Source organism: Streptomyces sp. NRRL S-118 (assembly GCF_000716335.1).
Classification (GTDB): domain Bacteria; phylum Actinomycetota; class Actinomycetes; order Streptomycetales; family Streptomycetaceae; genus Streptomyces.
In genome coordinates this window covers 2,999-27,976 of sequence record NZ_KL591016.1, presented here as the reverse complement: position 1 = coordinate 27,976, position 24,978 = coordinate 2,999, and the positions used below count along the sequence as shown (strand labels likewise).

Here is a 24,978-nt window from a genome sequence, read left to right as displayed (position 1 = left end):
GCGATGTCCTTCCCCCTCCTGACGCTCACGGCGGCCGTGCCGGCCGTCGGAGCGGTCCTCACCGCCGCCGTGCCGGCCGCGCGCCGCACGGCCGCCAAGTGGCTGGCGCTGCTGGTCTCGCTCGCCACGCTCGTGCTGGCCGCGGTCGTCGCGGTCCGCTTCGACCCCGGCGGCGACCGCTACCAGCTCACCGAGTCCCACTCCTGGATCGCCGACTTCGGGGTGCGCTACGAGCTGGGAGTGGACGGCATCGGGGTGGCGCTCGTCGCGCTGACCGCGCTGCTGATCCCGTTCGTCATCCTGGCCGGCTGGCACGACGCCGACCCCCTGGAGACGCAGTCGAAGCGGTGGCGGCCGACCCAGGGCTTCTTCGCCCTGATCCTGATGGTCGAGGCGATGGTGATCCTCTCCTTCGAGGCCACCGACGTCTTCCTCTTCTACATCCTCTTCGAAGCCATGCTCATCCCGATGTACTTCCTCATCGGCGGCTTCGGGGACCGGGCGCACGCGGGCTCCGACGAGAACGCCGCGGCCCAGCGGTCGTACGCCGCGGTCAAGTTCCTGCTCTACAACCTCGTCGGCGGGCTCATCATGCTCGCCGCCGTCATCGGGCTCTACGTCGTCGCGGGGAACTTCTCGCTGACGGAGATCGCCGAGGCGCGGGCGAGCGGCGAGCTGGAGATGGCGGCCACCACCGAACGGCTGCTGTTCCTGGGCTTCTTCTTCGCCTTCGCGGTCAAGGCCCCGCTGTGGCCGCTGCACACCTGGCTGCCGAACGCGATGGGCGAGGCGACCGCCCCGGTCGCCGTGCTCATCACGGCGGTCGTCGACAAGGTCGGCACCTTCGCGATGCTCCGCTTCTGCCTCCAGCTCTTCCCGGAGGCGTCCACGTGGGCGACGCCCGCGATCATCGTGCTCGCGCTGATCAGCATCGTGTACGGGGCGCTGCTGGCGGTCGGGCAGCGGGACATCAAGCGCCTGATCGCGTACGCCTCGATCTCCCACTTCGGGTTCATCATCATGGGCATCTTCGCCATGACGAGCCAGGGGCAGAGCGGTGCGACGCTCTACATGATCAATCACGGGATCTCGACGGCCGCGCTGATGCTGGTCGCCGGGTTCCTGATCTCGCGGCGCGGCTCCCGGCTCATCGCCGACTACGGCGGTGTGCAGAAGGTGGCGCCGGTGCTCGCCGGGACGTTCCTCGTCGGCGGCCTGGCCACCCTGTCGCTGCCGGGTCTCGCCCCGTTCGTCTCCGAGTTCCTGGTGCTGGTGGGCACGTTCGCCCGCTACCCGGTGGCGGGCATCGTCGCCACCTCCGGCATCGTCCTCGCCGCGCTCTACACCCTCGTCCTGTACCAGCGGACGATGACGGGCCCGGTGAAGGAGGAGGTGCGGGCGATGCCCGACCTCAAGGCCCGTGAGCTGGTGGTGGTCGCGCCGCTGATCGCGCTCCTGCTGCTCCTCGGCGTCTACCCGAAGCCGGTGACCGAGATCGTCGATCCGGCGGTGCGCCACACCATGTCGGACGTACAGCAGAAGGACCCCCGGCCCGAGGTGGAGGCGGCCAAGTGAGTGCAACAGCTGTCCATGCGGCAGCGGCTGTCCACAGCCTGTGGACGACGGCTGCCGAACCGGTCGACAAGATCGGGGCGCCGACCATCGAGTACACCCAGCTGGCCCCCACACTGATCGTGGTGGGTGCCGCCGTGCTGGGAGTGCTGCTGGAGGCGTTCGTCCCGCGCCGCGCCCGCTACCACGCGCAGGTGTTCCTGACCGTCGTGGCGCTGGCCGCCGCCTTCGCCGCGGTGATCGGCCTCGCGGCCGGCGGGTACGGCTCGACGAAGGCCGGCATCGCCGCGATGGGCGCCATCGCGGTGGACGGGCCGGCGCTCTTCCTGCAGGGCACCATCCTGCTGGCCTCGGTGGTCGCGGTGTTCACCTTCGCCGAGCGCCGGCTCGACCCGGTCCACCACGGCCACCGGATCGACTCGTTCGCGGCCGAGGCCGCCGCCGTGCCCGGCAGTGAGCACGAGAAGGCGGCCGTCAAGGCCGGGTTCACGACGACCGAGGTCTTCCCGCTGGCGCTGTTCGCCGTCGGTGGCATGCTGGTCTTCCCGGCGGCCAACGACCTGCTGACGCTGTTCATCGCGCTGGAGGTCTTCTCCCTGCCGCTCTACCTGCTCTGCGCCGTCGCCCGCCGCAAGAGGCTGATGTCGCAGGAGGCGGCGGTGAAGTACTTCCTGCTGGGCGCCTTCTCGTCGGCGTTCCTGCTGTTCGGCATCGCCCTGCTGTACGGGTACGCGGGCTCCGTCTCGTACGCCCGCATCGCCGAGGTGGTGGACGGATCGGTCACGGCGGTCACCCCGGCCCTCGCCGAGACCATGGGCAGTGACGTGCTGCTGCTCATCGGCTTCGCGATGGTGCTGACGGGCCTGCTGTTCAAGGTGGGCGCGGTGCCGTTCCACATGTGGACCCCGGACGTCTACCAGGGCGCCCCCACACCGGTCACCGGCTTCATGGCGGCGGCCACCAAGGTGGCGGCGTTCGGCGCGATGCTGCGCCTGCTGTACGTGGTGGTGCCGGGGCTGAGCTGGGACTGGCGGCCGGTCATGTGGGGCGTCGCGATCGTCACCATGCTCGCCGGTGCGATCGTCGCGATCACCCAGACCGACATCAAGCGGCTGCTGGCCTACTCGTCCATCGCGCACGCCGGGTTCATCCTCGCCGGTGTCATCGCGGCCAACCCCGACGGCATCTCGTCCGTGCTGTTCTACCTGGGCGCCTACTCGTTCGTGACCATCGGTGCCTTCGCCGTCGTCACGCTCGTGCGGGACGCGGGCGGCGAGGCGACGCACCTGTCCAAGTGGGCGGGTCTGGGGCGCCGTTCGCCGCTCGTCGCGGCCGTCTTCGCGGTCTTCCTGCTCGCCTTCGCCGGCATTCCGCTGACGTCCGGCTTCTCCGGGAAGTTCGCCGTGTTCAAGGCGGCGGCGGAAGGCGGCGCCGGGGTGCTGGTGGTCGTCGGTGTGATCTCGTCGGCCATCGCCGCCTTCTTCTACATCCGGGTCATCGTGCTGATGTTCTTCAGCGAGCCCAAGCCGGAGGGGCCCACGGTCGCCGTGCCGTCGCCGCTGACGATGACCACCATCGCCGTGGGCGTCGCCGTGACGCTGGTGCTGGGCGTGGCGCCGCAGTACTTCCTCGATCTGGCCGGGCAGGCCGGAACCTTCGTGAGGTAGCAACCGCACGGCCGTCGGAGGGCGGCCGGCAGGCGCGTGGGCGCCCGCCGGCCGCCCTCGGCGTTCCGTCCCGGCGCCGGCCGTGCCATCGTGAAGCCGGGCCGAATTGGTCTGGACCTAGGGGGCGTCCGCGGCGTAGCGTCGTCCGCCCGCACGGCGGACGGGACTCGGCCGACGCGACCTTCAGGAGGGCGGACGATGCGCGGAACCACGGTGCCACCCGGCACGAAGAGCCTCCCCCCGGCCCCCGGAGCCGTGCCCATGCACCGCCTCGAAGTGCCGATGCCCAATGTGATGCCGTTCGCCATCGGCACCTTCGACACCATCGGCCCGATGTCCCGTGCCTCCTTCCCGCACCGGCACACCTTCTACGAGATCGTCCACGTCACCGCCGGCACCGGCGCGCACGTCGTCGACCTCGCCCGCTGGGAGCTGCGCCCGCCCCACCTGTGCGTCATCGCACCGGGCCAGGTGCACCACTGGCAGGACGTGTCCGGCCTCGACGGCTCCGTCCTGCTCTTCACCGAGCACTTCCTCGTCGACCACCCGGACGACCGCGACCTGCTGCGGGACCTGAGCGAACGGCCCTGGCTGACGCTGGACGCGCACGCCGACGCCCAAACGACCCGGCTGATCGCCGACCTCGACGAGGAGTACCGCCGCGGCGCCGACGGCTTCGCCTCCGTCCTGCGGGCGCTCCTGCACGTCCTCGTCGTCCGGGCGGCCCGGCTCGGTGGGCGGCCGGCCGGCCCCGACCCGGAGGAGCCCGCCCCTGCCCGCGCCAACGCGGTGGCCGAGGAGTTCACGCGGCTGATCGCGGGCGCCGATCCGGACCTGTGGTCGGTGCACGCCTGCGCCCGCCGTATCGGCGTGACGTCCGGGTACCTGGCGGATGCGGTCAAGACGGCGACGGGCCGCACGCCGGGCCAGCTCATTCGCGAGGCCCGCACGCACGAGGCCAAACGGCTGCTGGCGCGCACCGATCTGACCGTCCGCCAGATCGCCCGGTCCATAGGCATCGCGGACCCGGCCTACTTCTCCCGCTTCTTCCGGCGCGAGACGGGGGTGAGCCCGGGCGACTTCCGGCGCGGTGCGGATATTCACCACGACCACCGGATCGAGTCCATCGCCCCCGCCGGACCGCCCGCCTAGGTTCGTTGCCGACCCCCGACCGCCCCTCACAAGGAGCAGGCATGGACGGCGACCGCACCACCCCCGCGAGCCCCACCGGCCACCCGAGCCGCAAGGCGGTGCTCCGCGCCGCCCTCGCGGCCGGGGTCGCCACGCCCGTCGCCCTGATGGGAGTACCGCAACTGGCCCGGGCCGGCACGGCCGCCGGCGCCACGACACCGGAACCGACCCCCGCGTGCGACGACGGCGACGACCCCACCCCGCCGCAGATGGAGGGGCCCTACTTCAAGCCCGACTCCCCCCGCCGCACCTCGCTCGTGGAGTCCGGCACCCCCGGCGTACGCCTCACCGTCAGCGGCTGGGTCTTCGGCCTCGCCTGCCGCCCGCTCGGCGGCGTGCTGCTGGACTTCTGGCAGGCCGACGTCGACGGCGCGTACGACAACACCGGTTTCCGCTTCCGCGGCCACCAGTTCACGGACGCCCAGGGCGCGTTCCGGCTCAGCACGATCGTGCCGGGCCTCTACCCGGGCCGCACCCGGCACCTGCACGTCAAGGTGCAGGCGCCCGGACGGCCCGTGCTCACCACGCAGCTGTACTTCCCCGGCGAGCCGCGCAACAACACCGACGCGCTGTTCGACCCGCGGCTGCTGATGACGGTGCGCGACACCGGCGGCGCGAGGGAAGCCGCCTTCGACTTCGTCCTCGACGTACCGCAGACCCCCGGGCCGGGACCGTCACCCACCGCCCCCGGCGGCACCTGGGCCGCCGGCACCACCTACCCGGCGGGCGCCCGGGTCACCCACGCCGGCCGCGTCTACGTCTGCTTGCAACCCCACACCGCGCAGGCCGGCTGGGAACCGCCCGCCGCGCCCGCGCTGTGGCGAGCCGGGTGACCCCGGACGCCTCACCCCCGGGAAGCGTGCACGCGGGAGGCGTACGCCCGTACGTCGGCGTCCGGGTCCTCGGTCGCCGACGCCAGGGCGGCGCGGGCGTCCTGGTGCTCCACGTGCCGGAGCAGGGCGAGCACCGCCGCCTTGCGGACGTCGGCGTTCGCGTCCCCCAGTGAGGCGCGCAGGGCCGGCACGGCGTCGCCGGAGCCGGCGGCGCCGAGCGCGGCCGCGGCGCCCGCGCGTACCTGCCAGGCGGGGTCGGCCAGCGCGCCGACAGCGGCGGCGGCCTGCCGTGTGGGACAGCCGGCCGTCGCCAGCGCCTGGAAGGAGGCGGCCCGGACCAGGGCGTCCTCGTCACGCAGCAGACCGTCGAGCGTGACCAGGACGGCATCGCCCCGGTCCGGGACCGCTGCCAAGGCCTTCGCCGTCGCGACGCGGACCTCACGGGCCGGGTCCGCCGCGGCGGCGGCCAGCTCGCCCGCCGCGTCCACCGACACCAGGGCGCGCACCGCCTCGATGCGTACCGCGATGTCCGCGTCGGCCAGCGCGGGTGCGAACAGCTCCGCGTCCCCCAGGCGCAGGGTGCGCAGCGCGGACAGCGCGGCGGCCCGCACCACCGGGTCCCGCGAACCCAGCGCGGCGACGAGCCCCCCGCGCAGCGCCGGCTCCGGCGGCAGCGTCTCGACCAGCTCGACGAGCGACGCGGCCGCCGCCGCGCGGACCGCCGCGTCGGCGTCGGCGAGCGCCCCCGCCAGCGCGGGCCCGGTACCGGACGGTGCCGTCTCCGTCAGGGTGTCGACGGCCGCACGCCGCACCGCCGGGTCGGGGTCGTCCAGGTACGGCCGCAGCGAGGCGAGGCCGGGCCCGGCCTCGGCCTCGGCGAGGGAGAGCAGGTCCAGGATCCGCGGGTTGTGCGACACCGCGGCCGCCTGTCCGCTGCCCGGCGCGGCAGCCTGCCCCCCGGCCGGTACGGCCGTCCGCCCGCCACCCGCCTGCCGGCCCGAGCCGATGGGTGCCACCTCCCGCGGACCGGCCGTCGCCACCTGCTCGGGGTGGACCTCGCCGAGGTGCCGGGACGGCCCCCCGGACGGCGCGAACCCGTCCACCGGCACCAGGTACGGCGCCACCGGGCGGGCGGTGAACTCCATCGCCCCGGACGGCGACTTGCGCAGGTCCAGGTGGTGCAGCCAGCCGTCGTCGTCCCGGTCGGGGTGGTCCGTGCGCTCGTGGTACAGGCCCCACCGCGACTCGGTGCGGGCGAGCGAGGCGCGGGCGGCCATCTCCGCGCAGTCGCGGATGAAGGACACCTCCGCGCAGCGCATCAGCTCGTGCGGCGTCCGCGCGCCCATCGCCGCGATGTCGGCGCGCATCCGCTCGAAGTGCTCCAGTGCGAGCGACAGCCGGGCCCCCGACTTCGGCGGGGCGACGTAGTCGTTGACGAACCGGCGCAGCTTGTACTCGACCTGGGTCTGCGGCGGGCCGTCCGGATGGCGCAGGGGACGGTAGATCAGCTCATGGGCCTCGGCCAGCTGGTCGGCGGGCAGCGCACCGGTGTACGCGGTGTACCGGGCGGCGTCCGCGCCCGCCAGGTCGCCGAAGACGAACGCGCCGATCATGTAGTTGTGCGGGACGCAGGCCAGGTCCCCGGCCGCGTACAGGCGGGGAACGGTCGTCCGGGCGTGGTCGTCGACGCGTACGCCCGACGCGGAGTGGCCGCCGCACAGGCCGATCTCGGAGATGTGCATCTCGACGTCGTGCGTGCGGTAGTCGTGGCCGCGGCCCGCGTGGAAGGTGCCGCGGGTCGGACGCTCGGTGGAGTGCAGGATCGATTCGAGGGCGGCGACGGACTCCTCCGGGAGGTGGCTCAGCTTGAGGTAGACCGGGCCGCGGTCGCTCGCCACCTCGGCGGCGAACTCCGCCATCATCCGTCCCGACCAGTAGTCCGAGTCGACGAAGCGCTCGCCGTGCCGGTTGACCTGGTAACCGCCGAACGGATTGGCCACGTAGGCACAGGCCGGACCGTTGTAGTCCTTGATCAGCGGATTGATCTGGAAGCACTCGATGCCGGTCAGCTCGGCCCCCGCGTGGTACGCCATGGAGTAGCCGTCCCCGGCGTTGGTGGGGTTCTCGTACGTGCCGTAGAGGTAGCCGGAGGCGGGCAGGCCCAGGCGGCCGGCCGCGCCCGTCGCGAGGATCACCGCGCCCGCGCGGATGGCGACGAACGCGCCGGTGCGGGTGTGGAAGGCCGCCGCGCCGATCGCCCGCCCGTCGGGGCCGGTGAGGACCCGGACCGGCATCACCCGGTTCTCGATGCGGATCCGCTCGCGCATCTCGCGGCGGCGCAACTGCCGGTACAGCACCTTCTTGACGTCCTTGCCCTCCGGCATGGGCAGCACGTACGAGCCGGAGCGGTGGACCTGGCGGACCGCGTACGCGCCGTGCTCGTCCTTCTCGAACTTGACGCCGTACGACTCCAGCCGCTGGACCATCGCGAAGCCACGCGTCGCCGTCCTGCGCACGGTCGACTGGTCGACGATGCCGTCGTTGGCGCGGGTGATCTCGGCGACGTAGTCGTCCGGTTCGGCACGGCCGGGGATCACGGCGTTGTTGACCCCGTCCATGCCCATGGCGAGAGCCCCGGAGTGGCGTACGTGGGCCTTCTCGAGGAGCAGCACGCGGGCGCCGTGCTCGGCGGCGGTGAGCGCGGCCATGGTGCCGGCGGTGCCGCCGCCGATGACGAGGACGTCGCACGAGAGCTCCTCGGCGTCGGTGAGGGCGGGGATCTGCACGGGGGGCCTTTCGGTCGGGGGAGCGCTCGGTCGGGGCCGGTTCGGACAGCCGGGCGGGCGGTCGGCGGAGGTCGACCGGTGGGCGGTGGGCGGGCGGTGGGTGGTGGGCGGAGGTCGGGTTGTCGGGCGGGGGACGGGCGGTGGGCGGGGCGGCCGGCCGGGTCGGTCAGCCGGTCAGGGAGGCGAGGACCGTGCGGCGCAGGCCGGCGGTGCGGTCCGGGGCGTCGCGGGGGACGTCCAGCACCCGGCCGGTGGCGAGGAGGGCGATCCGGTCGCCGAGGAACAGCGCCTCGTCGACGTCGTGGGTGACGAAGACGACCGTCGCCGCGGTGTCCTTCAGCACGTCGACCAGGAGCCGCTGCATGTCCGCCCGCGTCTGGGCGTCCAGCGCGCCGAACGGCTCGTCCATCAGCACGGCACGCGGCTCGGCGGCGAGGGCGCGGGCGAGCTGGGCGCGCTGGCGCTGGCCGCCGGAGACACGGTGCGGGTGCTTGTGCGCGTGCTCGGCGAGCCCCACCCGGGCGAGCCACTCCTCGGCCCGCGCCCGCCGCTCCGGACGCGGTACGCCCGCGACGGCCAGGGGCAGTTCGACGTTGGCCCGCAGGGTCCGCCACGGCAGCAGCGCGTCCTCCTGGAACACCAGGGCACGGTCCCGGCCGGGCCCGGTGATGGGCCGTCCGTCCTGGGCGACGCTGCCGTCCAGCGGCCGCAGCAGGCCCGCGAGCGTGCGCAGCAGGGTGGACTTGCCGCAGCCGGAGGGGCCGACGACCGTGAGGACCTCGCCGGGCGCGACGTCGAGGTCGGTGCGGAGCGGGAGCGGGGCGTCCGGCCTGCCCAGCACGGCACCGGACAGGGTGAGCCGCGCTCCCGTGCGGGTGGCGGTGGGGGCCGGCGCGGCCGTCATGACGCGGGACCGGTGGTCGTCGGGGCCGGGGTGCCGGTCGGGGCTGCGGGAGTCACGGCGGAACGCTCCTCGGGGGCTGCGGGGGCTGCGGGGGCTGCGGGGAACTCGGGCGCGGGCGGCGCGCCAGGGGCATGGCGCGCCGTCCCGGGAGGCCGCCGGCGAAGGCCCGGGGCGGTGCGACCGGCGCGGGCGGGCGGGGACGCGAGCCGGGCGTCACCGCGCGGAAGCCAGCCCGTGGCGCGGCGGCCGACCAGCTCCACGCCGGTCGAGGTCAGCCAGCCGAGGATCCCGATCGTCGCCATCCCGACCAGGACGCCGGGGTAGTCGACGACCGTGTAGTCCTGCCAGGTGCGGTAGCCGACGCCGTACTCGCCCGAGATCATCTCCGCCGAGATCACACAGATCCACGAGACGCCGATCCCGACGGACAGTCCGCCGAAGATGCCGGGCAGCGCCCCCGGCAGGACGACGGAGCGCAGCACCCGGGCCCGGCTCGCGCCCATGGTGAGCACCGCCTCCTCCCACAGCGGCGACAGCGCGCGCACGGCGTGGCGGGTGGAGACCAGCACGGGGAAGAACGCGGCCGTGAAGGTGATGAACACGATGCCCTGCTCGTTGCTCGGGAAGAGCAGGATCGCGATCGGTACGAGCGCGATGGCGGGGATCGGGCGCAGCACCTCCAGGACGGGCCCCAGCAGATCCGCGACCAGCCGCGAGCGGGCGATCGCCGTGCCCAGCGTGACGCCCGCGGCGGCCGCGAGCACGAAGCCGAGGAGGATGCGGGTGAGGCTGTCGCCGACGTCCTGCCAGTACGGGGCGGTGGCGACGCGGTCGGCGAAGGTGGACGCCACGTCGGTGACCGTCGGGAACTGGCCGAAGCGCAGCCACAGGTCGATGTCGTAAGTGGTCAGGAACTGCCACAGGACGAGGGCGGTGAGGAGCGAGGCCGCTCGGCGTGCGTACGTCATGGGCGCAGCGCCTGTTCGTAGGTGAGGAGCCGCGCGTTGGGGTGTGCGGCGCGGTAGGCGTCGGCGGCGGAACGTGTCTGGAACGGCAGCCGCCGGTCGCCGTCCTGGAGCCACACCGACCGGTCGGCGAACCAGAGGGTCCCGGTGGTGGTGTCGGGCACGTAGGCCGCCCGCACCCGGTCCCGGTGGGCGGCGACGTGGCGCAGTGCCTCGGCCGGGGTGGCGAAGGTCGTGGTGCCGTCCCCGAGCCAGACCTCGCTGCGGGACGGGGGCGCGAGGGCGGCGCGCTGTTCGGCGTAACCGGCGCCGTACACGCGGCGGATGTGGCTGTCGTCGACGAACGCGTCCACGTCCACGTCCCCGTCCCGCACGAGGCCGGCCGCCACGAGGATCGGCACGTCCTGCTTCAGGGCCGCGACGAGCCGGGGCTTGATCGTGGGGTCGAAGGTCGCGATGCCGTTCGGGCCGTTGTAGAGGTGGACCACCTCGGCGGGCAGACCGGTGGCCGCGGCGACCTTGCGGCTGGCGTCGACGGGGTGGGTGCGCAGGTACGCGGTGGCCGTGCGCTGGGCCCGCAGGAAGGCGTCGACCACACCCGGGTGCTGTTCGGCGAAGGCCGCGCGGGTGGTGACGCCGTGGAAGGTCGGCACGTTCAGCTCGCCGCCGTCGTACAGCGCCTTCGCCTTGCCCTGGAAGGCCAGCAGCCCGGGCCAGGCGACGAACTGCGAGAGCGCGTCGATGCTCCCCGCGGAGAGCGCCGAAGCGCCCACCGCGGGCTGCTGGTTGAGCTTGCGGACGGTGATGCCCTTCTGCTCCAGGGCACGCACCAGGGTGCCGTCGGCGGCGGAGCCCACGCTGGTGGAGACCTTCCTGCCCCGCAGGTCCTCCAGCGTGGTCAGCGACGAACCGGGGGCGGTGACGATGGTGTTGAGGGCGCCGCGCAGGTTGTACCCGGTGACCGAGACGAGCTTGGTCGGACGGTCCAGCTGCCTGCCGCGGGCAGCGTTGAGGAGCAGGGGGAAGTCCCCCATGGAGCCGATGTCGATCTTGCCGGCGGTCATCTGCGCGGTGATCGGCGCGCCGGTGGCGTAGTCCTGCCAGACCACCCTGTACGTCCGGCCGTCCCGCTCACCGAGGGCGCGCAGCTCGCGCTCGAAGTGGCCGAGGGAGCGCAGCAGGGTCCCGGCGGTGACGGTGTTGATGGTCTTGGACTGGTAGCCGATGGTGACGGTGACGGCCGAGTCGTCGGCCTGCGGGCTGCCGCCGCAGGCGGTGAGGAGGAGGGCGAGCGGGAGGGCGCGTGCCAGGGCGGTGGTGGTGCGGCGCCCCGGGGCGGGGGTGCCGGTACGCGTGCGTGCGGCGGTGGTGGTGCGGGACATGGCGGGCCTTTCACCTGAGCAGGTAGGGCATGTTGACCGTGACGGCTCCGGTGGGACACCGGGCCGCGCACGGGCCGCAGTACCAGCACTCGTCCACGTGCATGAACGCCTTGCCGTTCGCGGGGTCGATCGCCAGTGAGTCCAGGGGGCACATGTCGACGCAGAGGGTGCAGCCGTCGATGCACTTCGACTCGTCGATGGTCACGGGCACGTCGGCCCGCTGGGGCACCAAGGGCATGGCTGTCTCCGGGGAAGGGAGTGGACAGGAGGAGGGAACGGGAGGAAGAGGGCGAAAGGGAGGCGGCGAGGTGACGGGAGGGAGGGGGCGAAAGGGAGGCGACGGAAGGGTGGGGTCGGGGAAGCCGACGGGGTGGTTACACGCGGTGCAGCAGGCCGTGCATGGTGAGCCGGTCGCCGCGGAAGCGGATGAACTCCAGATCGACCGGCCGGCCGTCGGCGAGGTGCGTGAGCCGCTCCAGCATCAGGACGGCCGCGCCGCGCGGCGCCTGGAGGACGGCGGCGGAGTGCGCGTCCGCGTTGACGGCTTCGAGGGTGATGTCGGCCGTGCCGAGGGGTTGTCCGGTGAGCTCTTCGAGGAGGCGGAAGACGTCCGTGTTCTCCAGGTCGCAGCCGATCAGGCCGGCGCCGATGTCCATGGGGATGTACGTGACGTCGAGCGAGAGCGGCAGATCGTTGAGCAGCCGGAGCCGCTCGATGCAGAGGACGTCGGTGTGCGGCGGCAGCCGCAGCCGCCCTGCGACCGGCACGGGCGCCGGGACCGGGGCCATGGTGCGGACCTGGTTGGTGACCGTGCCCTGTTCGTGGAGGGTCTCCGCCAGGCCCTGGAGGCGGTTCAGTCCGTGCCGGTACTTGCGGCAGACGACGACCGTGCCGACGCCCGGGACCCGGTCCACGAGCTGTTCGGCGCGCAGCAGGTCCAGTGCCTGGCGCACGGTGTTGCGGCTGGCGCCGTAGTCCCGGCCGATGGTGCCCTCGTGGGGCAGCGTTCCGGCGGGGTGGGCACCGCTGATGATCTGGTGGCGCAGCAGGTCGGCGAGCTGCCGGGCCCGGTCGGCGCGCAACCGGCGCCGCCGGGCGGCGACGGTGGTCGCCCCGGCGTGCTCTCGGATGCGTTCGGTGGGCATGCGTCGGACCATACCGACGCATGCCCACCTGTGGTGTTGCAGCAGTATTGCGCCACTGAAAGCGCGCTATGAGGCCGTCCTGACCTGCGGTGTTGCGGGCGAGGGGGCAAGATCTGCCACTACTGGGCGGACGTGATGCGGCCCGTCACCTCGCCCAGCGCGACCTTCACGCCGTCGGGGCCCGGCGCCCACGCGGTGAGCGTGACCTCGTCGCCGTCCTCCAGGAACGTCCGCTTGCCGGCGGACAGTTCCAGCGGCTCCTGGCCGTTCCAGGTCAGCTCCAGCAGCGAGCCGCGCTGGTGGACCTCCGGGCCGCTGACGGTGCCGGAGCCGTACAGGTCGCCCGTGCGCAGCGAGGCGCCGTTGACGGTCATGTGTGCCAGCTGCTGGGCGGCGGTCCAGTACATCGTGGAGAAGGGCGGCTCCGCGACGACCTCGCCGTTGATACGGACCGTGATGCGCAGGTCGAAGCCGCCGGGCTCCTCCTCGGCACTGTCGTCCAGGTACGGCAGGAGCGGGAAGTCGCGGGCGGGCGGGTCGACGCGGGCGGCGTCCAGGGCCTCCAGCGGCGTCACCCACGCCGATACGGACGTGGCGAAGGACTTGCCGAGGAACGGGCCCAGCGGCACGTACTCCCATGCCTGGATGTCCCGGGCCGACCAGTCGTTGAGCAGCGTGAGGCCGAAGACGTGGTCGCGGAAGTCCGCCAGCCCGACCGGCCGGCCCATCTCCGACGGGGTGCCGACGAGGAAGCCCACCTCCGCCTCGATGTCCAGCTTCACCGACGGCCCGAAGACGGGCGTCGCGTCGGCGGGGGTCTTGCGCTGCCCGGCGGGGCGCACGATCTCGGTGCCGGAGACCACGACCGTTCCGGAGCGGCCGTGGTAACCGATCGGCAGGTGCTTCCAGTTGGGTGTCAGCGGCTCGCCGTCCGGCCGGAAGATCCGTCCGACGTTGGTGGCGTGGTGCTCGGACGCGTAGAAGTCGACGTAGTCCGCCACCTCGTACGGCAGGTGCAGGGTGACGTCGGCGAGCGGGTGCAGCAGCGGCTCGATGTCGGCGCGGTGCGCCGGCACGGTGACCCACGCGGTCAGGGCCCGGCGGACGTCGCGCCACGCCGTGCGACCCGCCGCGAGGAGGGCGTTCAGGCTGGGCTGGGCGAGCAGCGCCGCGTACGGCGAGCCGAGGGTGTGGGCCGCCGCACCCGCGTCGAGGACGTGGTCGCCGATGCGGACGCCCAGCCGGCGACGGCCGGGTTCGTCGGCGGTGCTGAAGACGCCGTACGGGAGGTTGTGCGGACCGAAGGGGTCGCCTTCGGCCAGGTCGAGCGGGCTGTGCTCGGACTGCTCGGGCATCGGTGCTTGCCTCGCTTTCCACGTGTGTGGGGGACACGTTACGACGGCGCCGCAGTGATCATCCGGCGGTACGGGGAATGCGGTCGTGCCAGGTCCGGTGGAAGAGGACCTCGGTGCCTGCCGCGCAGATCACCTCGTCGGTGGTGAGGAAGTGGCCGGCCTCGCAGGCGATCTCGGAGCGGGTGTCGACGGTGACGTTCCAGAACAGGTCCGGGCGGTGGAGGCGGATGTGCCACTCGGAGCGGGCGCGGGCGGAGAGCGGATCGGACTCGGTGACGGTGTACGTCTCCACGGCGTCCTCGGTGAATTCGAGGCCGTCGGGGTGGATGCGGAGGCCGCTGCCCGGGACGTCGGCCTCCAGCCGCCACTCACCCCGCGCGACGTCACGGACGAGGAGCAGCGCGGGCCGCTGGGCCTCGTCGAGGGTGGCGGGATGGTTGGCCCCGAGCGGTTCGGCCTGCTCCGGGGGCTCGAAGCGGACGGCGCCGTCGCGGCCGCGGCCTGCGGGCGCGGGCGCGCGCAGGGGGAGGGCGAGGGAGCTGCCGGCCGGGTCGAGAGTGAAGCCCGGGGCGTCCGGGAGGGGCCACAGCCAGGGCCAGTACGCGGACGAGACGGCGAGACGCACGTGGTGGCCCGGCCGGAAGGCGTGGCCGGTGGCGTTCAGCTCGACGGTGTGGACCGTACGGCCGGGGGACAGGGCGAGGGCGCCGCGGGTGACGAGCGTGGAGGCGCCGCCCGGCGCGACGTCGCAGATCCGGACGACGACCTGCCCGGCGGGTGGGCCGGGCGCGTCGGGTGGGCCGGGCGGACTGGACGGGCCGGGCGCGTCGGGTGGGCTGGGCGCGTCACCGTCACCGTCACCGTCGGCGTCGGCGTCGGCGTCGGTGGGCTCGGTGGACGCGGCAGGCTCCGGGGGCGCGGTAGACGAGGCGGGTCGGTCGGGCGCGTCGGCCTCGTCGACCTCGGCGGCTTCGTTGACCTCGGCGGCTTCGTCGGCTTCGGTGCCGGGCGCGACAGGCACCGGGGGCGCAGTGGACGGGCCCGGCCGGGGCGGTGGTGCCGTGGTGGCGGCGGTGCCCGGGGATCCGGGCCGGGTGAGGGGGCGCAGGTCGAGGGGGTGCAGGTCCAGGGGGTGAAGGGCGAGGGTGACGCGCGGGCGGCCGAGAATTTCGAGCGGAGGGCCGTCCTCGGGGACGGGAAAGTCGAAGCAGGCCGCGTACGCGTCCTCCGCGCGCTGGTCGGGCGGCAGGTCGGCGTCGTTCCCGGACGGGACCACCCGGCCCGCGTCCAGGCCGGTGCGCAGCGGGGAGCGCACCGGGACGGGCGACCCCTGCAGGGCGTACGCGACGGGTGCGACGTGCGGGGACGGCCAGGCGTCCTCGGCCGCCCAGCGTCCCGGCAGCTCCCGGTACGCCGTCGCGGGCGGGCGCGAGGAGCCGATCCAGGAGCGCAGCAGCGGCTCGTCCATGACCCCGTTGTCGAGGCCCTTGAGGTGGTGGTCCCACCAGCGCAGGGTCTCCTGGAGGAAGCCGATCGCGGGGCCGGGCGGCAGGTCCTGGTCCGGGTACCGGTGCGCCCAGGGGCCGATGATCCCGCGCACCCGCTCCCGCGGCAGCCGCTCGACCAGCCGCAGCACGGCGTCGCGGTACGGGTCGTGCAGACCCCCCACCGCGAGGACCGCGGCGCGGACCGCCCCGAGGTCCACCGGTCCGCGGGCACCGCGCCGGTAGGTGTCCCGCGTGGGGTGGGCCAGCCAGGTACGGGCCGGCGGGTCCAGGGTCTCCAGCCGGGCCAGCCACATCTCGCGCCACAGCTCGCCCGCGTACACCGGGTCCGGCGGCCGCGCGGCGCGGGCGAGCCGCGCCGCCGACGCGGCGTGCAGGCCCGCGGCCATGACGGCTCCGCCCAGGTAGTGGACCCCGGTGTCGTACGGGTCGTCCGTGGCGCACACCGCCACCACGGCCCGCAGCGGCTCGGGGGCGAGTGCCGCGACCCGTAGTGCGGCGGAGCCGCCCGCGCCGATACCGAACATGCCGACCCGGCCGGTGCACCACGGCTGACGGGCCAGCCAGTCCACCACCGCCGTGCCGTCGGCGGGGCCGGCCGTGTCGTGGGCGGGCCCCGGTACGCCCTCGCTGTTGCCGTGGCCGCGTGCGTCCACCCGTACCGAGGCGTAACCGTGGCCGGCGTACCAGGGGTGGCGCTGGGTGTCCCGCGGGGCGGTCGCGTCGGTCAGCCGGCCCGGCTCGTATTCCAGCAGCGCGGGCACCGGCTCGTCGGTCAGCGGCCGCCAGACCCGTGCGTACAGACGGGTGCTGTCGGGCAGGGTGACGCGAACGTCCTCGTGCGTCGTCCCGTAAGGAAAGGAGGAGCGCAGGCGCATGGGGGACCTCACCAAGGTTCCGGATGTATACCCCTTTTTCCGGGCGTATCGGCTGATCCTGAACATACCGGGGGTGGCGGGAAGGCGCCCACGGTGATCGAAAGGCGACCGGATACGCTGACTTGAGTGAATCCAGCGACACATCGACAATCCGTGTGATCGTCAGCAGACAGGAGATCCCCTCGTGACCGCAGTCGGGCCGTTCGGGCTGAGCGTGCGGGACCAGGCTCTCGAAGCCGATGTCCAGACCGGATTGGCGGCTGTCGAGGCAGGGCTCCTCGATGCCTGCAAGAGCGACGTGCCGTTCATCAGCGAGGCCGCCCAGCACCTGGTGCGGGCCGGGGGCAAGCGCTTCCGCCCGCTGCTGGTGATGCTCGCCTCGCAGTTCGGCGACCCGCACGCCCCCGGGATCGTGCCCTCGGCCGTGGTCGTCGAGCTCACCCACCTGGCGACGCTCTACCACGACGACGTCATGGACGAGGCCGACGTGCGGCGCGGCGTTCCCAGCGCCAACGCGCGCTGGGGCAACTCGGTGGCCGTCCTCACGGGTGACTTCCTGTTCGCTCGGGCTTCACACATCCTGGCGGATCTCGGCCCCGAAGCCGTACGCATCCAGGCGGAGGCGTTCGAGCGCCTCGTCACCGGGCAGATCCTGGAGACCGCGGGCCCGCGCGACGGGCGCGACCCGGTCGATCACTACCTGGACGTCATCGCCGGCAAGACCGGCTCGCTGATCGCCGTCTCCGGACGCTTCGGCGCGATGATGTCCGGCGCCGACGAGCAGGTGGTGGACATCCTCACGCAGTACGGCGAGCGCCTGGGCGTCGCCTTCCAGCTCGCCGACGACCTGCTGGACATCGCGTCCGACTCGCACGAGTCCGGCAAGACGCCGGGTACGGACCTGCGCGAGGGCATCGCCACGCTTCCGGTGCTCCACCTGCGCGCGCAGGCGGCGGCGTCCGGGACCGCGGACGACCAGGAGCTGGTCGCGCTGCTGGACAGCGACCTGACGGACGACGACCGGCACGCCGAGGCACTGCGACGGCTGCGCGTCCACCCGGCGCTGGAGCTGGCGCGCCGCGACACCGTGCGGTACGCCCAGGACGCGAGGGCGACGCTGGCGCCGCTGCCGGAGTGCTACGCGAAGGCGGCGCTCGAGGAGCTGTGCGACCTCGTGGTGCACCGCGCGGGCTAGGGATCTCGGGGTCGGGGTCATCCCTGAGCAGTACGGAAGTTGAGCCCGGGGGCTGACGCCTCCCGGGGTGCCGCCTTGGTCAGATGGATACCGGAAGGATCGCTGACCACGGAGGTAGGCACACATGGCACCGAACGACAGCGCGGGGCGCCGGAGGACGGCGCGGTACGCGGTTCCGGTCGCGGTGGCGGGGGTGGCGGCGGCGACGATCGGGCTGGTCCCGGCGCTCGCGGCCTCCGGTGACCCCGAACTGCCGCAGATCACGGCACAACAGTTGGTGGAGAAGATCGCCGCGTCGGATGTGCAGCAGCTGTCCGGCACGGTGAAGGTCACGACGGACCTGGGGCTGCCGTCGTTCGCGGGCCTGGAGGGCCTCGTCGGTGCGGCCGGCGGTGGCGGCGAGGGCGGGGACGACCCGGCCGTGGGCAAGCTGATGGAGCTCGCCTCCGGCACGCACACCCTTCGGGTGGCCGCCGACGGGCCCGGCAAGCAGCGCCTGGACTTCGTGGACGACGCCGCCGAGTACAGCCTGATCCGCAACGGCGAGGACGTGTGGGCGTACGACGGCGCAAGCCGGGAAGCGGTCCACTCCACCGAGAAGAACGCGGACGGCAAGGGCTCGGGCAGCGGTCACGAGCCGGAGTTCCAGGCCACTCCCCAGGGCCTCGCGGAGGAGGCGCTGAAGGCCGTCGACGACACGACGTCGGTCACGGTCGACGGCACGGCGCGGATCGCCGGGCGCGACGCGTACCAGCTGCTCATCAAGCCGAAGCAGAGCGGCTCCACGATCGGCTCCATCAAGGTGGCGGTGGACGCGGAGAAGGGCGTCCCGCTGAAGTTCACGCTCATGCCGAGCGGCGGCGGCAAGGCCGCGATCGACGCGGGCTTCACGAAGGTCGACTTCGGCGCGCCGGCCGCCTCGACGTTCGCCCCGCCCAAGGACGCGAAGGTGACGGAGGAGCCGCAGGCCCCGGAGGAGCTTCCGGAGGGCCTCGCGAAGGACCTGCCGAAGGACATGCCGAAGGATCTCGGGAAGGACCTCTCCAAGGACCTGCCGGAGGACTTCGCCGGTCCGAACGTCATCGGTGAGGGCTGGACGGCCGTGGCGCAGCTGAGCGCCCCGGGCGGCGAGAGCGGAGAGGGCGTCCCCGCGGAGGCCGACCGGTTCCTGGACGTCCTCGGCGACAAGGTCTCCGGGAAGTTCGGCTCGGGCACCATCTTCAAGACCCGGCTGGTCAACGCCCTGCTGACGGACGACGGCACGCTGTACGCGGGCGCGGTCAGCCCGGAGCGGCTCGTCGAGGTCGCCGACGGCGCGAAGTGACGGAGGACGGCGGTCGGCCACCGGCGGTCGCCCGGCGCCGGATGCCCACCGGCGGGTGAAGGCCGGTGGGCGAAAGCCGGCGGTTGCTCACCGGCGGGTGAAGGCCGGTGGGCGAAAGCCGGCGGTTGCTCACCGGCAGGTGAAGGCCGGTGGGCGAAGGCGGTCGGTGAACGCCGGTCGGTGAAGGTCGGCGGTCGTAGGCCGGCGGTCGAACTCCGGATGGTGAGCACCGGGTGGTGAGCACCGGTGGGTGAGCACCGCCGGGTGCCTGCCGGCAGGTGAATACCGGTGGCCGTACGCGGGACGTCCCGGGCGTACGGCCACCGGCCGCTGGGAGTGCCGCGCTCAGAAGGTCAGGCGGAACGCGTTGATGTAGCCCGTGTCCTGGGCCGCCACGTCCTGGACGCGCAGCTTCCACGCCCCGTTCGCCGCCTCGCTCGACGCGTCGACCGTGTACGTCGTCTGGACGTTGTCCGCGGAATCGTTGCTGCTGGAGTTCTTGAGGCGGTACGCCGTGCCGTCCGGAGCAACCAGGTCGACGACCAGGTCACCCCGCCAGGTGTGGATGATGTCCACGCCCACCTTGAGGGCGGCCGGGGCGTTGCCGGTGCGGCCCGCGACGGTGACCGTCGATGTCACGGCGGCGCCGTTGTCCGGGATGGCCACGTCCGCGGCGTTCTCGTAGGTGTCACCGGTCGGCGGCTCCGTCGTACCGGCGGACAGCGTCCAGATGGCGTGCGCGACCGCGTCGCTGTTCCGGTCGAGCGCCGTGTCGTTGATGTTCGACGTGGAGTCGCACGAGGAGTGGTAGCAGCGGTCGAAGGCCTGGCCGGCCGTACCGCCCCACTTCTGCGCCTGCGCGCTGGTCTTCGTACGGCTGGCGCCGGTGAACAGGCCGCCGACCGGGATGCCGACGTTCTTGAACGAGGCGTGGTCGGAGCGGCCGTCGCCCTCGGTCTCGATCTCCGTCGGGACGCCGAGACCGGCGAAGTAGTCCTTGAAGGTCTTCTCGATCGTCGGGTCGTCGTCGTAGACGAAGTAACCGGGGTTCGGCGACCCGATCATGTCGAAGTTGAGGTAGCCCGTGACCTTGGCGCGCTCGGTCGTCGGCAGGTTGTTGACGTAGTACTTCGAGCCGACCAGGCCCAGCTCCTCCGCGCCCCACCAGGCGAAGCGCAGGTGCTTCGCGGGCTTGAACTGGGCGCGGGAGACGGCGAGCGCGGTCTCCAGGACCGCGGCGGAGCCGGAGCCGTTGTCGTTGATGCCGGCGCCGGAGGAGACCGAGTCGAGGTGCGCCCCGGCCATCAGTACCTGGTTGGCGTCACCGCCGGGCCAGTCGGCGACGAGGTTGTAGCCGGTGGTGCCGTTGTACGTGAACTGCTGGACGGTGGTGGTGAACCCGGCGGCGTCCAGCTTGCCCTTCACGTAGTCGATCGACGCCTTGTAGCCGGAGCGGCCGTGGGCGCGGTTGCCGCCGTTGGCGCCGGCTATGGACTGGAACTGCGAGAGGTGCGCCTTGACGTTGGCTATGGGTATGTCGGGTGCAGCGGCGGCGGTGCCGGCCGCGGCGGGGGCCGATACGGACGGGGACGCCGTGGCGAGCAGCCCTGCGACGGCGAGAGCCGCGGCGGCCGCGGCGGTTCCTCTGGAGAGGTTCATGTGGGGGCTCCGGGGATTCCGTACGGGGATGGGAACGGAACGTGCGAGACGCCCCGCGCCGGGCGGGCGCGGGGCGTTGGAGCTGTAGCTTCTGGTGCGCTGTGCGTGCTGAATGTTCAGCGAGATTTTGACGTGCCGTCAAGGTGCGGTTCCGGACACGCGCGTTCGCTCACCGGACGGACTGTTCATCTGTCGGTTACATGTCACTGCACGCAGTATTCGTTGCCCTCCGGATCGGCCATCACGGTCCACTCGCCCCCGGGTTCCTCCACCCGGCGCAGTACGGTCGCCCCCAGCCCCTCCAGCCGGGTCACCTCGGCGTCCCGCCGCCCGGGGCCGGCGTGCAGGTCGAGGTGGAGACGGTTCTTGACGGTCTTCACCTCCGGCACGCGCTGGAACAGCAGCCGCCGTCCGTGCCCGATGCCGGTCGCTTCGTCGTACGGATCGTCCGGATGCCGGACGGCGACCAGATCCCGCCAGGCCCGTCGGCCGTGTGCCTCGATGGTGTCCCGCTCCTCCGAGACATGGCCGAGGGTGATGAGCCGGGCGATCTGGGCGGAGTTGTCCTCGACGAGGTAGCCCAGGGCCTGGGCCCAGAACTCTGCCTGGGCGTGCGGGTCGGAGGCGTCGATCACGAGTTTCCAGTGGAGCGTCGTCATGTAACCACTTATATTGGTTACGTGAGGGAGAGGGCAACGAACGCGCCGGACGTTTCGTGCGCGGCGAGCGGGGCGAGCGGGGCGAGCGGGGTGGACGCGGCGAGCGCGGAGGGTGCCGCCGAACGGGGCGCAGGAGGACCCGGCCTGGTCCTGCGTACGCCGGAAGGCCGCCCGTACCGCTTCGACCCGGGCGCGCTGTGCCTGGAGTTGCTGACGACGGGCGGTCCCGGCCCGCTCGCGCGCTACGAGGTGCTGGACACCCCGGCCGGGCTGCGGGACTGGGTGGCGGCCTCGCGGCTCGATCCCGGGCTCCGGCTCGACGTCCGCGACGGGGACCTGGCCGCCGCACGGGAGGTGCGCGACGCCCTGCACGGCCTCGCCTCCCGCCGCGCCCACGGCCGCGATCCCGATCCGGCGGATGTCGCGGTGCTCAACGCCTGCGCCGCCCGGCCGCCGCTCGCCGTCCGCATGACCTCCGACGGCACGCGGGAGTGGGTGCCGGGTACCGGGACGGTGACCGGGCTGCTGTCGACGGTCGCCCGCGACGCGATCGACCTTTTCACCGGCGCGTACGCACGACGCATCCGCGAGTGCGGCGCCCACGACTGCCACCTGCTCTTCGTCGACACCTCCCGCCCCGGCCGTCGCCGCTGGTGCGCGATGGAACGGTGCGGCAACCGCCACAAGGTCCGGGCCCATCGCGCCCGCACCGGACCGGAAGGAGACCCGATGCCTGCAAGCGGTACGACCGGACTGACGAAGGACGCCGGCTGGGAGATCGGCGTGTCGAAGACCCTGCCCCTGCCGGCCGACGCCGTGTGGGACTTCATCGCGAGCCCTGAGGGCGTCGCACTGTGGCTCGGGGTGGTCGACGGACTGCCCACGGAGAAGGGCGCACGGTACGAGACGGCCGACGGCGTCACCGGTGAGGTGCGCAGCCACCGGCCGGGCGACCGGATCCGCGTCACCTACGGCGGCACGACCATCCAGGTCGCCGTCTCCGCCACGGGGCCCGGAAAGACGGTGCTCCGCTTCCACCAGGAGCACCTGGCGGATGCCGGGGAGCGCGAACGGCGCCGTACGCACTGGAAGGCGGTCATGGAGCGGGTCGCCGGGGAGCTGCGAACCTGAGGGGGGTCAGCGGCGCGGCGCCTGCCCGGACGGGTCGGCGACGGCGGGAGCCGCCGTCGCCGGAGCCGTGGGTGCCGCCGTCGCCGGAACCACCGGTGCGGCCGGCTCGGAGGCCGTGGCCGGGGAGTCCCCGGACCCCGGCGAGCCGGCGTCGGCCGGGCGCGCGGGCCGGGACGCCCGCGCAGCCGCTGCCAGCCGCGCCGCCTCCGCCCGCGTACGCCGCGACGTGCGCAGCGCGTCCCACGTCAGCACCGACAGCGCCAGCCACACCAGCGAGAAGCCCGCCCACCGCTCCGGGGGCATGGCCTCGTGGAAGTAGAGGATGCCCAGCCCGAACTGGAACATCGGCGCCAGGTACTGCAACAGCCCGAGCGTCGACAGCGGCACCCGTATCGCCGCGGCGCCGAAGCACACCAGCGGCGTGGCGGTGACCACACCCGTCGCGGCGAGCAGCGCCGCGTGCCCCGGGCCCTGCGTACCGAAGGTGGCCGAGCCCTGGGAGCCCAGCCACAGCAGGTAGCCGAGGGCGGGCAGGAACTGGATCGCGGTCTCGGCGGCCAGCGACTCCAGGCCGCCCAGATTGACCTTCTTCTTCACCAGGCCGTACACGGCGAAGGAGCAGGCGAGCGTGAGCGAGATCCACGGCGGACGCCCGTAGCCCAGGGTCAGCACCACCACCGCGACGAAACCGGTCCCCACCGCCGCCCACTGGGCGGGCCGCAGCCGCTCCTTGAGGAGCAGGACGCCCAGGGCGATGGTCACCAGCGGATTGATGAAGTAGCCCAGGGACGACTCCACCACGTGGCCGGTGTTGACGGACCAGATGTACAGGCCCCAGTTGACGGTGATCACGGCCGCGGCGACCGCGATCAGACCCAGCTTGCGCGGCTGCCGCAGCAGCTCACGTATCCAGCCCCAGCGGCGCAGCGCGAGGAGCGCGATACCGACGACCGCCAGCGACCACACCATCCGGTGGGCCAGGATCTCGACGGCGCCCGCGGGCTTGAGCAGCGGCCAGAAGAGGGGGACCAGGCCCCACATGCCGTAGGCCCCGATCCCGTACAGGAGTCCCGCCCGCTGGTCGCCGCCATTCTTCGCCGCCGCCATCGACCGCCTCCTGTCCCGTCCTGCTCCGCAGCCGCTGGTTCCAGGGCCTTCTGGAGAAGGTAGCGCCGGACGGGACAGGCTGTCATGCCCGTATCGCGATACGGTCATGACGCCTGCGTGGGGGCGGTCACAGCTGCCGGAGCGCCTCGGCGACGGTGTCGGCGAGCGGCGTCGTGGGGCGCCCGATCAGCCGCGCCAGGTCGCCGCCGGTGCCCGCGAGCCGCCCGCGCCGGATGGCTTCGTCGACGTCGACGAGGATCGCGGCGAACGGCTCCGGGACGCCCGCGCCGGTGAGCACCGCGAGATGCGCCTCGGCGTGGACGTCGCGGTGGACCACCGTCCTGCCGGACCGGCGGGTGACCTCGGCGGCGTACTCGCTCATCGACCACGCCACGTCGCCGCTCAGCTCGTACACCGTGCCCAGGTGGCCCTCGCCGGTCAGGACGACGGCGGCCGCGGCCGCGTAGTCGGCGCGGGCGGCGGAGGCGACGCGGCCCTCGCCGGTGTTGGACACGACGGCGCCGTGCTCCAGGACCGTGGCGAGGCGGGCGGTGTAGTTCTCGGTGTACCAGCCGTTGCGCAGGAGCGTGTACGGCACACCGGAGTCGAGGATCAGTCGCTCGGTCGCCTTGTGTTCGGCGGCCAGCTCGAAGTCCGCGTCGGGGCCGCCGAGGACGCCCGTGTACGCGAGCTGCGCGACGCCCGCCGCCTTGGCCGCGCTGATGACGGCGGCGTGCTGCGGCACGCGCTGCCCCACCTCGCTGCCGGAGATCAGCAGGACGCGGTCACCGGCCCCGAACGCGCCGGCCAGGCTCTCGGGCCGGTTGTAGTCGGCGATCCGCAGCTCGATGCCGCGCTCCGCCAGGTCGGCGGCCTTCTGCTTGTCGCGTACGACGGCTGCGATACCGGCCGCCGGGACACCCCGCTCCAGCAGCTCGGCGATGACGAGGCGGCCGAGCTGTCCGGTGGCGCCGGTGATGACGATGCTCATGGATGGTCTCCGTTGCTGTTCCTGTCGCTTCGCCATCGACCGTAGGGGGAGCGCTAACTATTTGAAAGTACCCACTTTGAAGTAAGGTACTGGCATGAGCGTTAGCGCACCGAATGTCAACGAGCGCATGTGCCCCTCCCGGCTCGTCCTGGAACACGTCACCAGCCGCTGGGGCGTGCTCGTCCTCGCTGCCCTGCTCGAGCGGTCGTACCGGTTCAGCGAGCTGCGCCGCACCATCGGAGGGGTGAGCGAGAAGATGCTCGCCCAGACGCTCCAGACCCTGGAGCGGGACGGCTTCGTCCACCGCGATGCCCGGCCCGTCATCCCGCCGCGGGTGGACTACTCGCTCACGCAGCTCGGCAAGGAGGCGGCCGAGCAGGTCTGGGGCCTGGCGCGCTGGACGGAGCGAAGGCTGGGCGACGTCGTGGAGGCACGCGCCGCGTACGACAGGGCCAAGCAGCAGCAGACCGACAGCCCACTGGACCGGTGATACCGGCCGTGCCGTGACGACCGCCCTGCGGGTCGGGCGGGCCGCACCCGGTCGTGCGGGTCCAACCGGGACACGGACACGGTGCGCACACGGACACGGTGCGCACACGGACAGGGTGCGCACGCCAGAGGGGCGCCCTCCCGGGGAGGACGCCCCTCGTTCGTCGTGTCGCAGCGGTTTCGCTTCCGCTATCCGACGACTGTCCAGGTGTCGTTGCCGGTGAGGAGTGTGGTGAGGTC

General features: G+C 73.1%; 20 protein-coding genes and 1 pseudogene. 9 read left to right on the top strand and 12 right to left on the bottom strand.

Annotated elements, in window-relative coordinates; all coding sequences use genetic code 11:
- Positions 1-3: 3 nt before the first annotated feature.
- The 4 genes from IH00_RS0124500 (at position 4) to IH00_RS0124485 (ending at position 5,263) form a co-directional block, all read left to right on the top strand.
- Positions 4-1,575: an NADH-quinone oxidoreductase subunit M gene (locus tag IH00_RS0124500; RefSeq protein WP_031077099.1), complete on the top strand. Its 1,572-nt coding sequence runs from the start codon at positions 4-6 to the stop codon at positions 1,573-1,575.
- Entirely contained in the window at positions 1,572-3,239 is a 1,668-nt protein-coding gene (gene nuoN / locus IH00_RS0124495; protein WP_031077097.1) for an NADH-quinone oxidoreductase subunit NuoN, read from the top strand. Before IH00_RS0124500 ends, nuoN begins: the two co-directional genes overlap by 4 nt.
- 198 nt (positions 3,240-3,437) lie before the next feature.
- Entirely contained in the window at positions 3,438-4,391 is a 954-nt protein-coding gene (locus tag IH00_RS0124490) for an AraC family transcriptional regulator (protein WP_031077094.1), read from the top strand.
- A gap of 41 nt (positions 4,392-4,432) precedes the next feature.
- Complete coding sequence (locus tag IH00_RS0124485) at positions 4,433-5,263, top strand: dioxygenase family protein (RefSeq protein ID WP_031077093.1); 831 nt, start codon at positions 4,433-4,435, stop codon at positions 5,261-5,263.
- A gap of 11 nt (positions 5,264-5,274) precedes the next feature.
- Here the strand turns inward: IH00_RS0124485 and IH00_RS0124480 are convergent, their stop codons facing one another.
- The 8 genes from IH00_RS0124480 to IH00_RS44255 form a co-directional block, all read right to left on the bottom strand.
- Positions 5,275-8,049, bottom strand: coding sequence for a fumarate reductase/succinate dehydrogenase flavoprotein subunit (locus IH00_RS0124480; RefSeq protein WP_031077090.1), 2,775 nt, complete (start codon positions 8,047-8,049; stop codon positions 5,275-5,277).
- A 166-nt stretch (positions 8,050-8,215) separates the two neighbouring features.
- On the bottom strand, positions 8,216-8,953 hold the full coding sequence (locus IH00_RS0124475; RefSeq protein ID WP_031077088.1) for an ABC transporter ATP-binding protein: 738 nt from the start codon (positions 8,951-8,953) through the stop codon (positions 8,216-8,218).
- A complete protein-coding gene (locus IH00_RS0124470; RefSeq protein WP_052411609.1) occupies positions 8,950-9,921 on the bottom strand; it encodes an ABC transporter permease in 972 nt (323 codons plus the stop codon). Before IH00_RS0124470 ends, IH00_RS0124475 begins: the two co-directional genes overlap by 4 nt.
- Entirely contained in the window at positions 9,918-11,300 is a 1,383-nt protein-coding gene (locus tag IH00_RS0124465; RefSeq protein ID WP_052411608.1) for an ABC transporter substrate-binding protein, read from the bottom strand. The genes IH00_RS0124470 and IH00_RS0124465 overlap by 4 nt, the downstream gene beginning before the upstream one ends.
- A 10-nt stretch (positions 11,301-11,310) precedes the next feature.
- The gene (locus tag IH00_RS0124460) at positions 11,311-11,538 is read right to left on the bottom strand and encodes a 4Fe-4S dicluster domain-containing protein (RefSeq protein ID WP_031077081.1); all 228 of its coding nucleotides are present in this window, start codon (positions 11,536-11,538) and stop codon (positions 11,311-11,313) included.
- 136 nt (positions 11,539-11,674) lie between these two features.
- Entirely contained in the window at positions 11,675-12,445 is a 771-nt protein-coding gene (locus tag IH00_RS0124455; protein WP_031077079.1) for a GntR family transcriptional regulator, read from the bottom strand.
- Between the two features lie 119 nt (positions 12,446-12,564).
- Entirely contained in the window at positions 12,565-13,800 is a 1,236-nt protein-coding gene (gene fahA / locus IH00_RS0124450) for a fumarylacetoacetase (RefSeq protein WP_031077077.1), read from the bottom strand.
- A 58-nt stretch (positions 13,801-13,858) separates the two neighbouring features.
- Positions 13,859-16,183 (bottom strand): CocE/NonD family hydrolase, encoded by a 2,325-nt coding sequence (locus tag IH00_RS44255; protein ID WP_031077075.1) that lies wholly within the window; start codon positions 16,181-16,183, stop codon positions 13,859-13,861.
- 184 nt (positions 16,184-16,367) lie between these two features.
- On the opposite strand from IH00_RS44255, the gene IH00_RS0124440 reads away from it, so the two are divergent.
- Both IH00_RS0124440 and IH00_RS0124435 read left to right on the top strand, forming a co-directional pair.
- The gene (locus IH00_RS0124440; protein ID WP_031077073.1) at positions 16,368-17,378 is read left to right on the top strand and encodes a polyprenyl synthetase family protein; all 1,011 of its coding nucleotides are present in this window, start codon (positions 16,368-16,370) and stop codon (positions 17,376-17,378) included.
- Between the two features lie 124 nt (positions 17,379-17,502).
- A complete protein-coding gene (locus tag IH00_RS0124435; protein ID WP_031077070.1) occupies positions 17,503-18,702 on the top strand; it encodes a LolA family protein in 1,200 nt (399 codons plus the stop codon).
- Positions 18,703-19,047: 345 nt separating this feature from the next.
- Here the strand turns inward: IH00_RS0124435 and IH00_RS0124430 are convergent, their stop codons facing one another.
- Positions 19,048-20,361: a M28 family metallopeptidase gene (locus tag IH00_RS0124430; RefSeq protein WP_031077068.1), complete on the bottom strand. Its 1,314-nt coding sequence runs from the start codon at positions 20,359-20,361 to the stop codon at positions 19,048-19,050.
- A gap of 203 nt (positions 20,362-20,564) precedes the next feature.
- Entirely contained in the window at positions 20,565-21,020 is a 456-nt protein-coding gene (locus IH00_RS0124425; RefSeq protein ID WP_031077066.1) for a VOC family protein, read from the bottom strand.
- 144 nt (positions 21,021-21,164) lie between these two features.
- Here IH00_RS0124425 and IH00_RS44250 point away from each other — a divergent pair.
- Positions 21,165-21,731, top strand: a pseudogene (locus tag IH00_RS44250) (CGNR zinc finger domain-containing protein); the annotation flags it as partial.
- Positions 21,732-21,749: 18 nt separating this feature from the next.
- A complete protein-coding gene (locus IH00_RS44245; protein ID WP_234334947.1) occupies positions 21,750-22,151 on the top strand; it encodes an SRPBCC family protein in 402 nt (133 codons plus the stop codon).
- Between the two features lie 6 nt (positions 22,152-22,157).
- Here IH00_RS44245 and rarD read toward each other — a convergent pair whose 3' ends face one another.
- Together rarD and IH00_RS0124410 are read right to left on the bottom strand one after the other, a co-directional pair.
- Complete coding sequence (rarD, locus tag IH00_RS0124415) at positions 22,158-23,258, bottom strand: EamA family transporter RarD (protein WP_052411607.1); 1,101 nt, start codon at positions 23,256-23,258, stop codon at positions 22,158-22,160.
- 127 nt (positions 23,259-23,385) lie between these two features.
- Positions 23,386-24,249 carry an SDR family oxidoreductase gene (locus IH00_RS0124410; RefSeq protein WP_031077061.1) on the bottom strand — a complete coding sequence of 288 codons (864 nt, stop codon included), beginning with the start codon at positions 24,247-24,249 and terminating at the stop codon, positions 23,386-23,388.
- Between the two features lie 94 nt (positions 24,250-24,343).
- Here IH00_RS0124410 and IH00_RS0124405 point away from each other — a divergent pair, with 94 nt between their 5' ends.
- Complete coding sequence (locus tag IH00_RS0124405) at positions 24,344-24,739, top strand: winged helix-turn-helix transcriptional regulator (RefSeq protein ID WP_031077059.1); 396 nt, start codon at positions 24,344-24,346, stop codon at positions 24,737-24,739.
- Positions 24,740-24,978: the final 239 nt, after the last annotated feature.